The following is an 11,135-nucleotide window of genomic DNA, read 5'->3' as shown; positions in this document are numbered from 1 at the left end:
CGGTGGTCCCACCTGACCCCATGCCGAACTCAGAAGTGAAACGCCGTAGCGCCGATGGTAGTGTGGGGTCTCCCCATGTGAGAGTAGGGAACTGCCAGGCATCAAATTAAGTAGTAAGCCGGTGCATAAATCCGGTGGTTACAGCAGTCTTCGGTGGAGCGGTAGTTCAGTCGGTTAGAATACCTGCCTGTCACGCAGGGGGTCGCGGGTTCGAGTCCCGTCCGTTCCGCCACTTATTAAGACATTAAGCCTGCCTTTCCTGGCAGGCTTAATGGCAAGAAAATTTAGGGGCGTAGCTCAGTTGGTAGAGCACCGGTCTCCAAAACCGGGTGTCGCGAGTTCGAGTCTCTCCGCCCCTGCCATATATAATCCTTTGCTTAGGCAAAGGATTTTTTTTTGCCTGTAAAACAGCGAAAACCCGCCTTCTGAATGTGCTGCCTGCATCCCTGCAGGCTTATGCATCAATCCATTATGTTGATTTTTAGCAGATCTTTTATCTGTGATTGTTTGTCACTGTTTTGCAGCCAGATCGCATACAGCGGCCTGGAAAGCGTTGTGGAATCTGTGACAGCATGCAGTCCAGCTTTGTTGTCTGCCCAGCGAGTAGGTAACCAGGTACAACTCTTCAGCAAAGCAAGTTGCTGACAGGCGATCTCTGCAGAGCTTGTGGTGAGCTGCGGAACATCGTCGCTGGCAATTAATCCTGCTTCATGTTGTTGAAAATCCGGGCCCCATTCCAGACGCAAATAACTGAGATCTGCCTTCATCATAGAAGGCTCAGAAGCATAAAGCGCCAGGCCAAATTGCCCAACAATCTGGCTGCTAAATTCGTCCATCTTGGGGGCTTCGGTCGTGATCAGAAGATCAAGCTGACGCTCATGAAGTTGCTTAACAAGCGACTGGCGTTGCGCAATTCTGGCCTCAAATTGCAGATGGCTATGAGAGTGGTACAACCGGGTAAGCCACTGACTCAGCATGCATTCCCACAGAGAGGCGCTGGCACCAATAGAGAACTCATTGTGCCTTGAGGTATGTGCAACCTCTTTACGAGCCGCCTGCCAGGTGTTCATCAATGTTTCTGCATACGGGAGAAGTTTTTCACCGGCTGGCGTTAAGCGGATGTTGTTGCGGTGACGGGTAAAAAGATTTACACCCAGTTGATTTTCCAGCTGTCGAATACGAAAACTGACCGCTGACTGCGTCAGGTAGAGGGCTTCAGCTGCTCGCCCAAAGTGGCGCGTTCTGCTCACTTCAAGGAAAGTTTTTAGCAATTCCGTATCCACATCTTTCTCCACAAAATTATTTGTCGTTATGATTTAAATGTTTTGTTTTACACTCTGTCAAGCGTAACTAATACTCCGCGCCATAAATAGCTCGGCCAAAGAATTAGGAGCGTGTAGGATGGCGGAAAGCTTTACGACGACTAATCGTTTTTTCGACAATAAAAATTATCCACGCGGGTTCTCTCGTCACGGCGATTTCACCATCAAAGAGGCGCAGTTACTTGAGCGTCATGGTTATGCCTTCAACGAGCTGGATCTGGGTAAGCGTGAACCAGTAACCGAAGACGAAAAACAGTTCGTTGCTGTTTGCCGGGGTGAGCGTGAACCGCAGTCTGAAGTAGAACGTGTATGGATCAAGTATATGGCTCGCATCAAGCGTCCAAAGCGTTTCCATACGCTGTCAGGCGGTAAGCCGCAGATGGAAGGTGCTGAAGACTACACCGAGTCTGAAGACTAATCTGATGTGAAAAGGGGCTACGGCCCCTTTTTTACGCCAGCATCTTTTGCAGATGTAACAACAAGCGATCGATCGCGCGATAGCTTAACGCTTCCTGCAGGTGTCGTCTTTCAATGTGAGGGTCACCTTCGATGTCGGCAATGGTTCGGGCCACTTTCAATAAACGTTGCCATGCCCGGATGGAAAGACCAAACCGCGACAGTGTTTCCTCCAGCCAGCCTGCATCCTCAGGCGACAGAGGGCAATACTGACGAATTCCGGTGTTGTCCAGCCGTGCATTCAGTCTGTTCTGACGCGCATGCTGCCGTGCCTGAGCGGCAATAACTCTGTCGCGTACTTTTACCGTACTTTCTCCTTTCATGTTTGTCTGCCGAAGCAGGCCTGGCGGCGGCAGTGGGATCTCCAGCGATAAATCAAATCGATCGAGAAAAGGGCCGGATAATTTGCCCAAATAGCGAAGCGTCTGTTCAGGCGTACAGCGGTTATGGTTGCCCTGGTAATGTCCCGTAGGACTAGGGTTCATTGCGGCAACAAGTTGAAACTGCGCGGGATAGCTGATTTTAGCGCGTGTGCGTGAGATATGAATCTCACCTGATTCGATGGGTTCTCGCAGCGCATCCAGGACGCGGCGTTCAAACTCAGGCAGCTCATCCAGAAACAGAATACCGTTATGCGCCAATGAAATTTCACCTGGCGCGGGGATAGACCCGCCACCGACCATCGCGGCAAGAGAGGCGCTATGGTGCGGGGAACGAAACGGGCGACGTCGCCACTGTTTTTGCAGTGACGTTGAACTTACCAGGCTAAAGATTGCGGCACTTTCGAGCGCCTCGTGGTTATCAAGGGGAGGAAGCAAGCCGCTCAACCGACTGGCCAGCATGGTCTTACCCGTACCGGGAGGGCCTATCAGCAAAAGATTATGCCCGCCTGCGGCGGTGATCTCTAATGCTCGCTTTCCCTGCTCCTGGCCCATGATATCGCTAAGATCTTCAGGCGCATCCGGCAGGATATCGTCACTCTCTTCCGGTTCGGCCAGTTCATGGCGACCTTCCAGATACGCGCATACCTCCTGCAAATGCCCGGCTATCAGGCATCCTTTCTCTGCAATAAGGCTCACTTCTGAAGCATTCTCATTCGCCACAATAATTTGTCGACCGGCTCGTATGGCTTCCAGAGCCCCGGAGATAGCACCAGGAACGCCTCTGAGCGAGCCTGTAAGCGCCAGTTCACCGATGAACTCATACGAGCTTAGCCTTGTCGTATTAAGCTGCTCAGAGGCTGCGAGAAGCGCAATAGCGATAGGTAAATCATATCGCCCTCCCTCTTTGGGCAGATCAGCAGGGGCGAGATTGATCGTGATCTTCTTTGCGGGAAAGGTATAACCACTATTGATAATCGCGCTACGTACCCGATCTCTGGCCTCTTTAACCGTGGTTTCTGGTAAGCCGACGAGCGTCAGCCCGGGCAGCCCATTACTCAAATGAACCTCAACAGAAATGAGTGGGGCCTTCACTCCAATAGCGGCTCGGGTATAAACAACCGACAGTGACATAAATACCTCCTTCTGGCGTAACTATGCCAGTGGAGGCTTTTCACTTTTATCGTTAATTTGTTTATTTACGGCGCATGTTCCTGCTTTTTCGCTGCAAGTTGTAATTTTTGCAGGGAAATGGAACCCTCCTCGCAGCGATTGAATATTCACCGTTTTGGCGAGGGACAGATAACCCAAAAAATGAAAAATATTCATTTTCTAATTTATTCATATAAAACAAAGGTTTTTAGAAATTCTGTTTGCGGGTTAACAAAATCAGCCATAAATAAATCTTGTGTTTGATTTTAAAACTGTGATAACTCTTTAGGCATTCCTTCGAACAAGATGAAAAAAGAACTGAAAATGACAGCCCTTCTACGAGTGATTAGCCTGGTCGTGATTAGCGTGGTGGTGATTATTATCCCACCGTGCGGGGCTGCACTTGGACGAGGAAAGGCTTAAAAATCAAGCCTTAACGAACTAAGACCCCCGCACCGAAAGGTCCGGGGGTTTTTTTATGACTAAAAAACGTAAACGAGGGGCAGAGAATGACGACTAGCATAAAATTCTGTTTCTCACGATTTATGACGGGGAACTAACTATGAATGGGGCACAGTGGGTAGTACATGCGTTGCGTGCACAGGGAGTCGAGACTGTCTTCGGTTATCCGGGGGGCGCAATTATGCCGATTTACGATGCATTGTATGACGGCGGCGTGGAACACCTGTTGTGCCGACACGAGCAGGGTGCAGCGATGGCCGCTATTGGCTATGCACGTGCTACCGGTAAAACAGGCGTCTGCATGGCAACATCAGGCCCGGGCGCAACCAACCTGATCACCGGTCTGGCGGATGCACTGCTTGATTCTGTTCCTGTGGTGGCGATCACCGGCCAGGTGGCTTCCTCGTTCATCGGTACCGATGCCTTCCAGGAGGTAGATGTACTCGGTTTGTCGTTGGCCTGCACCAAACATAGCTTCCTTGTTCAGTCCCTGGAAGAGCTGCCGCGCGTGATGGCAGAAGCGTTTGAAGTGGCCAACTCTGGCCGCCCTGGCCCGGTTCTGGTTGATATCCCGAAAGACATTCAGGTTGCCTCTGGCGATCTGGATCCACACTTCTCCACTGTAGAAAATGATGATGCTTTCCCACATGAAGAAGTGGAAGAGGCGCGCCAGATGCTGGCTCAGGCGAAACAACCAATGCTGTATGTCGGTGGTGGCGTGGGTATGGCTCAGGCAGTTCCGGCCCTGCGCGAATTTATCGCAGCAACCCAAATGCCAGCCACTTGCACATTGAAAGGTCTGGGTGCGGTTGAGGCTGACTACCCATACTATCTGGGCATGCTGGGGATGCACGGCACCAAAGCGGCAAACCTGGCGGTGCAGGAATGTGATTTGCTCATCGCGGTAGGCGCGCGTTTCGATGACCGCGTAACGGGTAAGCTGAATACCTTCGCACCGAATGCCAAAGTCATCCACATGGACATCGACCCTGCTGAAATGAATAAGCTGCGTCAGGTGCATGTGGCACTTCAGGGCGATCTCAACGCATTGTTGCCGGCTTTACAGCAGCCGTTGAACATCAATGAATGGCGTCAACACACGGCAGATATGCGTGCTGAACACGCCTGGCGTTACGATCACCCTGGCGAAGCAATCTATGCCCCTCTGCTGTTAAAACAGTTGTCCGACCGTAAACCAACAGACAGTGTGGTGACGACCGATGTCGGTCAGCATCAGATGTGGTCTGCACAGCATATGACTTACACCCGTCCGGAAAACTTCATCACCTCCAGCGGGTTAGGGACAATGGGCTTCGGTCTGCCCGCAGCGGTGGGGGCGCAGGTTGCCCGCCCGAACGATACGGTTATCTGTATCTCCGGTGACGGCTCCTTCATGATGAACGTTCAGGAGTTGGGCACCGTTAAGCGTAAGCAGTTACCGCTGAAAATCGTATTGCTCGATAACCAGCGTTTAGGGATGGTTCGCCAGTGGCAACAGCTGTTCTTCCAGGAGCGTTACAGCGAAACCACCCTGACCGATAACCCCGATTTCCTCACTCTGGCCAGCGCCTTTGGCATCCCTGGCCAGCACATCACCCGTAAAGACCAGGTTGAAGCGGCACTCGACACCATGCTGTCAAGCGAAGGGCCGTACCTGCTTCATGTCTCAATCGACGAGCTTGAGAACGTCTGGCCGTTGGTACCGCCAGGTGCCAGTAACTCACAAATGCTGGAGAAATTATCATGATGCAACATCAGGTCGCCGTGCAGGCTCGCTTCAATCCCGAAACGTTAGAACGTGTTTTGCGTGTGGTTCGTCATCGTGGTTTTCAAATTTGCTCTATGAATATGGAAACGGCCACTGACGCCCGGAACATCAATATCGAATTAACCGTTGCCAGTCCGCGGTCGGTCGACTTACTGTTTAGTCAGTTAAATAAACTGGTAGATGTTGCCCATGTCGCTATCTGCCAAAGCACAACCACATCACAACAAATCCGTGCTTAAGCGCGGCAGGAAGAGAAAATGACGACGAAAAAAGCGGATTACATTTGGTTCAATGGTGAGATGGTTCGTTGGGAGGACGCGAAAGTTCACGTGATGTCCCACGCGCTTCACTATGGTACGTCAGTGTTTGAAGGTATCCGTTGCTACGATTCCCACAAAGGGCCAGTGGTGTTCCGTCATCGCGAACATATGCAGCGCCTGCGTGATTCAGCCAAAATCTATCGTTTCCCGGTTTCTCAGAGCGTTGATGAACTGATGGAAGCTTGCCGCGAAGTGCTGCGTAAGAACAACCTGAAAAGTGCCTACATTCGCCCACTGGTGTTCGTGGGTGATGTGGGGATGGGTGTTAACCCGCCAGCCGGTTATACCACCGATGTGATCATTGCTGCGTTCCCGTGGGGTGCGTACCTGGGTGCGGAAGCACTGGATCAGGGGATCGATGCAATGGTTTCTTCCTGGAACCGTGCGGCACCTAACACCATTCCGACGGCGGCTAAAGCGGGCGGTAACTACCTCTCTTCACTGCTGGTCGGCAGCGAAGCACGCCGTCATGGCTACCAGGAAGGTATCGCGCTGGATGTGAATGGCTATATCTCTGAAGGCGCAGGCGAAAACCTGTTTGAAGTGAAAGATGGCATTCTGTTCACTCCGCCATTCACCTCTTCCGCGCTGCCGGGTATTACCCGTGATGCCATCATTAAGCTGGCGAAAGATCTGGGTATCGAAGTGCGTGAGCAGGTGCTGTCTCGTGAATCCCTGTATCTGGCCGACGAAGTATTCATGTCCGGTACCGCCGCTGAGATCACACCGGTGCGTAGCGTAGACGGTATTCAGGTAGGCGAAGGCCGCTGTGGCCCGGTAACTAAACGTATTCAGCAGGCATTCTTTGGCCTCTTCACCGGTGAAACGGAAGATAAATACGGCTGGTTGGATCAGGTTAATCAATAAGTATAAATATGGGGTGGCACGCACCGCCCCAGTTAAATAGTCAGACGGGAGTAAATAAAGCATGCCTAAGTATCGTTCCGCCACCACCACCCACGGCCGTAACATGGCGGGGGCCCGCGCGCTGTGGCGCGCCACCGGGATGACCGACGCCGATTTTGGCAAGCCAATTATCGCGGTGGTTAACTCCTTTACCCAGTTTGTGCCGGGCCACGTACACCTGCGCGATCTCGGTAAACTGGTTGCCGAGCAGATTGAAGCCTCTGGCGGTGTGGCGAAAGAGTTCAACACCATTGCGGTGGATGATGGTATCGCGATGGGACACGGGGGCATGCTCTATTCACTGCCGTCGCGCGAGCTGATCGCTGACTCGGTGGAGTACATGGTGAACGCCCACTGCGCTGATGCAATGGTCTGTATCTCCAACTGCGACAAAATTACCCCGGGGATGCTGATGGCTTCCCTGCGTCTGAACATTCCGGTGATCTTCGTTTCCGGCGGCCCGATGGAAGCAGGTAAAACCAAGCTTTCCGACAAAATCATCAAGCTCGACCTGGTCGATGCGATGATTCAGGGGGCCGATCCGAAAGTCTCCGACGAGCAGAGCAATCAGGTGGAACGCTCCGCGTGTCCGACCTGCGGTTCCTGTTCCGGAATGTTCACTGCGAACTCCATGAACTGCCTGACCGAAGCGCTGGGCCTGTCTCAACCGGGTAACGGCTCGCTGCTGGCGACGCATGCCGATCGTAAACAGCTGTTCCTCAACGCCGGTAAACGTATCGTTGAGCTGACCAAACGGTACTACGAGCAGGACGATGCAAGCGCGCTGCCGCGTAACATTGCCAGTAAAGCCGCGTTTGAAAATGCCATGACCCTGGACATCGCGATGGGTGGCTCCACCAACACCGTTCTGCACCTGCTGGCTGCAGCCCAGGAAGCGGAAATTGACTTCACCATGAGTGATATCGACAAGTTGTCCCGTAAAGTGCCACAGCTGTGTAAAGTCGCACCGAGTACTCAGAAGTACCACATGGAAGACGTACACCGCGCCGGTGGCGTTATCGGTATTCTCGGCGAGCTGGACAGGGCCGGTCTGCTGAACCGTGATGTGAAGAACGTTCTCGGTCTGACGTTGCCGCAGTCTCTGGACAAATACGACGTGATGCTGACCAAAGACGAAGCGGTCAAAAACATGTTCCGCGCAGGCCCGGCAGGTATTCGCACCACTCAGGCTTTCTCACAGGATTGTCGCTGGGATACCCTGGATGACGATCGCGCCGGAGGCTGTATCCGTTCTCTGGAACACGCTTACAGCAAAGACGGTGGTCTGGCTGTTCTGTACGGTAACTTCGCGGAAAATGGCTGTATCGTTAAAACCGCAGGCGTGGACGACAGCATCCTGAAATTCACCGGCCCGGCTAAAGTGTACGAAAGCCAGGACGATGCGGTAGAAGCCATTCTCGGTGGCAAAGTGGTGGAAGGCGATGTAGTTGTGATCCGCTACGAAGGGCCAAAAGGCGGGCCAGGGATGCAGGAGATGCTCTACCCAACGACCTTCCTGAAATCGATGGGTCTCGGTAAAGCTTGTGCGTTGATCACAGATGGTCGTTTCTCTGGCGGTACATCTGGATTATCCATCGGTCACGTTTCACCGGAAGCGGCAAGCGGCGGCAACATCGCAATCATCGAAGATGGCGATCTGATTGAAATCGACATTCCGAACCGTGGTATCCAACTGAAGCTGAGTGACCAGGACATTGCCGCCCGCCGTGAAGCGCAAGAAGCGCGCGGCGACAAAGCGTGGACGCCAAAAGATCGCCAGCGCGAAGTTTCCTTCGCTCTGCGTGCTTATGCGAGCCTTGCCACCAGTGCAGATAAAGGCGCGGTGCGCGATAAATCGAAACTTGGGGGTTAATGATGGCTGAGTCACAACCCTTATCCGCCGCCCCTGAGGGGGCGGAATATCTCAGAGCGGTGCTACGTGCGCCGGTCTATGAAGCCGTGCAGGTTACGCCACTGCAGAAAATGGAAAAACTCTCCTCGCGCCTCGACAACGTGATCCTGGTGAAGCGTGAAGACCGGCAGCCGGTACACAGCTTCAAGCTGCGTGGTGCCTACGCGATGATGGCCGGGTTAACCGATGAGCAAAAAGCACGTGGCGTGATCACGGCTTCTGCGGGCAACCACGCGCAGGGCGTTGCGTTCTCGTCTGCACGTCTGGGGCTGAAAGCGCTGATCGTAATGCCCGTTGCAACCGCAGATATCAAAGTCGATGCGGTACGCGGTTTCGGTGGCGAAGTGTTGCTCCACGGTGCCAATTTTGACGAAGCGAAAGCCAAAGCGATTGAGCTGGCGCAGCAGCAGGGGTTCACCTGGGTGCCGCCGTTCGATCATCCGATGGTGATTGCCGGACAAGGCACACTGGCGCTGGAGCTGCTGCAACAGGATGCGCATCTCGACCGTGTCTTTGTGCCGGTTGGCGGTGGTGGCCTCGCGGCAGGCGTGGCGGTGCTGATCAAACAGCTGATGCCGCAAATCAAAGTCATTGCTGTTGAAGCAGAAGACTCTGCCTGTCTGAAAGCAGCGCTGGATGCGGGTCATCCGGTGGACTTACCGCGCGTCGGGCTGTTTGCCGAGGGCGTAGCGGTCAAACGTATTGGCGATGAAACCTTCCGTTTGTGTCAGGAATATCTCGACGACATTATCACCGTTGATAGCGATGCTATCTGTGCGGCGATGAAAGATCTGTTCGAAGATGTTCGCGCGGTGGCGGAACCTTCCGGCGCGCTGGCGCTGGCGGGAATGAAAAAGTATATCGCGCAGCACAACATTCGCGGCGAGCGTCTGGCACATGTACTTTCTGGTGCCAACGTGAACTTCCACGGCCTGCGTTACGTGTCCGAGCGCTGCGAGCTGGGCGAACAACGTGAAGCGTTACTGGCGGTAACTATTCCGGAAGAGAAGGGCAGTTTCCTGAAGTTCTGCCAGCTGCTGGGGGGGCGTTCGGTGACGGAGTTCAACTACCGTTTTGCCGATGCCAAAGATGCCTGCATTTTTGTCGGCGTGCGCCTGAGCCGTGGTCTGGAAGAGCGCAAAGAGATCCTTAACCTGTTGCACGAAGGCGGCTACAGCGTGGTGGATCTTTCCGACGACGAAATGGCGAAGCTGCACGTGCGTTACATGGTGGGGGGGCGTCCGTCGAAGCCACTCCAGGAGCGTCTGTTCAGCTTCGAGTTCCCGGAATCACCTGGTGCGTTGCTGAAGTTCCTGCATACGCTGGGCACCTACTGGAACATTACCCTGTTCCACTATCGCAGCCACGGCACCGACTATGGTCGCGTGCTGGCGGCGTTCGAACTGGGCGAGCATGAACCTGATTTCGAAACGCGGCTGAACGAGCTGGGCTATGAGTGCCATGACGAAACTCATAACCCGGCGTTCCGGTTCTTCCTGGCAGGCTAGTGGTTCGGCAAAATCTGCCAGAACGCGTCAATAAGCGGCTCATGCAGCCGCTTTTTTTGTGCGCACACGCCAAGCTCGAACGGTGTTTTTTCATCGCTGCGTTCTAAAATCATCACGCGGTTGCGCACCGGTTCCGGGCTGTTTTCCAGCACCACTTCTGGCAGCAATGCCACGCCACAGCCCAGGGCCACCATTGACACCATCGCCTCATGGCCGCCAACTGTCGCGTAAATTGACGGGTTGCTGATCTTCTGGCGGCGGAACCACAGCTCAATGCGGCGGCGTACTGGCCCCTGATCGGCCATGATAAACGGTACCGTTGACCAGTCGGGCTTTTCCACCGATACCTGGTTACGCACCGGGCAGGGCAGTGCCGGGGCAATCAGCACCACGGCCAGATTTTCCAGCATTGAGAAAGCCACCGCACCCGGCAATGTTTCTGGTTTCCCTGCGATGGCGAGATCCGCTTCACCCGTCACCACTTTTTCCATCGCGTCGGCGGCATCACCGGTGGTGAGTTTAATCTCTACCGACGGATGTTCGGCGCGGAAGCGGTCGAGGATAGGCGGAAGGTGGCTATAGGCGGCGGTGACGGAACAGAAAATATGCAGCTCGCCGGACAGCGACGGTCCTTGCTGGTCGATGGTGTGGCGCAGTTGCTGATACTGCAACAGCGTTTGCTGGGCAAAAACGCGCAGCTCTTCCCCCGCTTCCGTGAGGGTGACGGTACGGTTATCGCGCACAAACAGCGGCTGGCCGAGGTCTTCCTCAAGACGCTGGATCTGGCGCGAAAGCGTGGAGGGGCTGACGTGTATCGCGCGTGCGCTGCGGCCAAAATGACGGCTTTCCGCCAGATGCAGGAACATTTTCAGATCGCGTAAATCCACCGTTTCCACTCCCCCCTTTTTACATTGCAGATATTGCAACGTGACGTTGTGAATATATCAAT

Annotated in this window: 11 protein-coding genes, 2 tRNA genes and 1 rRNA gene; 11 read left to right on the top strand and 3 right to left on the bottom strand. The window is 54.0% G+C overall.

Features of this window, described 5'->3' with window-relative positions; genetic code table 11:
* The 3 genes from rrf to ACHHZ6_RS21020 form a co-directional block, all read left to right on the top strand.
* A 5S ribosomal RNA gene (gene rrf, locus ACHHZ6_RS21030) occupies positions 1-100 on the top strand; the annotation flags it as partial.
* A 55-nt stretch (positions 101-155) separates the two neighbouring features.
* Positions 156-232, top strand: a tRNA-Asp gene (locus tag ACHHZ6_RS21025).
* Positions 233-286: 54 nt separating this feature from the next.
* Positions 287-362 (top strand) — tRNA-Trp (locus ACHHZ6_RS21020).
* Positions 363-461: 99 nt separating this feature from the next.
* Here ACHHZ6_RS21020 and hdfR read toward each other — a convergent pair.
* Positions 462-1,283, bottom strand: a complete 822-nt coding sequence (gene hdfR / locus ACHHZ6_RS21015) for an HTH-type transcriptional regulator HdfR (RefSeq protein WP_182273291.1) — start codon at positions 1,281-1,283, stop codon at positions 462-464.
* Between the two features lie 118 nt (positions 1,284-1,401).
* Between hdfR and ACHHZ6_RS21010 the strand changes: the two genes are divergently transcribed.
* Positions 1,402-1,740, top strand: coding sequence for a DUF413 domain-containing protein (locus ACHHZ6_RS21010; protein ID WP_182273292.1), 339 nt, complete (start codon positions 1,402-1,404; stop codon positions 1,738-1,740).
* Positions 1,741-1,771: 31 nt separating this feature from the next.
* On the opposite strand, the gene ACHHZ6_RS21005 is transcribed toward ACHHZ6_RS21010, so the two are convergent.
* Positions 1,772-3,292: a YifB family Mg chelatase-like AAA ATPase gene (locus ACHHZ6_RS21005; protein ID WP_395122969.1), complete on the bottom strand. Its 1,521-nt coding sequence runs from the start codon at positions 3,290-3,292 to the stop codon at positions 1,772-1,774.
* A 342-nt stretch (positions 3,293-3,634) separates the two neighbouring features.
* Between ACHHZ6_RS21005 and ilvL the strand changes: the two genes are divergently transcribed.
* The 7 genes from ilvL to ilvA all read left to right on the top strand — a co-directional run bounded on the left by ilvL (position 3,635) and on the right by ilvA (position 10,186).
* Positions 3,635-3,733, top strand: coding sequence for an ilv operon leader peptide (gene ilvL, locus ACHHZ6_RS21000; protein WP_001311244.1), 99 nt, complete (start codon positions 3,635-3,637; stop codon positions 3,731-3,733).
* A gap of 86 nt (positions 3,734-3,819) precedes the next feature.
* Entirely contained in the window at positions 3,820-3,870 is a 51-nt protein-coding gene (ilvX, locus tag ACHHZ6_RS20995; RefSeq protein WP_201405605.1) for a peptide IlvX, read from the top strand.
* A 2-nt stretch (positions 3,871-3,872) separates the two neighbouring features.
* Positions 3,873-5,519 (top strand): acetolactate synthase 2 catalytic subunit, encoded by a 1,647-nt coding sequence (gene ilvG, locus ACHHZ6_RS20990; protein ID WP_182273294.1) that lies wholly within the window; start codon positions 3,873-3,875, stop codon positions 5,517-5,519.
* Complete coding sequence (gene ilvM / locus ACHHZ6_RS20985; protein WP_182273295.1) at positions 5,516-5,779, top strand: acetolactate synthase 2 small subunit; 264 nt, start codon at positions 5,516-5,518, stop codon at positions 5,777-5,779. The genes ilvG and ilvM overlap by 4 nt, the downstream gene beginning before the upstream one ends.
* Before the next feature lie 18 nt (positions 5,780-5,797).
* Entirely contained in the window at positions 5,798-6,727 is a 930-nt protein-coding gene (gene ilvE / locus ACHHZ6_RS20980) for a branched-chain-amino-acid transaminase (protein ID WP_182273296.1), read from the top strand.
* Positions 6,728-6,788: 61 nt separating this feature from the next.
* Positions 6,789-8,639, top strand: a complete 1,851-nt coding sequence (ilvD, locus tag ACHHZ6_RS20975) for a dihydroxy-acid dehydratase (protein WP_395122968.1) — start codon at positions 6,789-6,791, stop codon at positions 8,637-8,639.
* A gap of 2 nt (positions 8,640-8,641) precedes the next feature.
* Complete coding sequence (gene ilvA, locus ACHHZ6_RS20970) at positions 8,642-10,186, top strand: threonine ammonia-lyase, biosynthetic (RefSeq protein WP_182274604.1); 1,545 nt, start codon at positions 8,642-8,644, stop codon at positions 10,184-10,186.
* On the opposite strand, the gene ilvY is transcribed toward ilvA, so the two are convergent.
* Positions 10,183-11,073, bottom strand: a complete 891-nt coding sequence (ilvY, locus tag ACHHZ6_RS20965) for an HTH-type transcriptional activator IlvY (protein WP_395122967.1) — start codon at positions 11,071-11,073, stop codon at positions 10,183-10,185. The genes ilvA and ilvY overlap by 4 nt on opposite strands.
* Positions 11,074-11,135: the final 62 nt, after the last annotated feature.

Source organism: Enterobacter cloacae complex sp. 2024EL-00214 (assembly GCF_043945575.1).
Lineage (GTDB): Bacteria > Pseudomonadota > Gammaproteobacteria > Enterobacterales > Enterobacteriaceae > Enterobacter > Enterobacter cloacae_P.
Note: the sequence above shows the minus strand (reverse complement) of the source record. Positions and strands in the feature narration are given on the sequence as shown.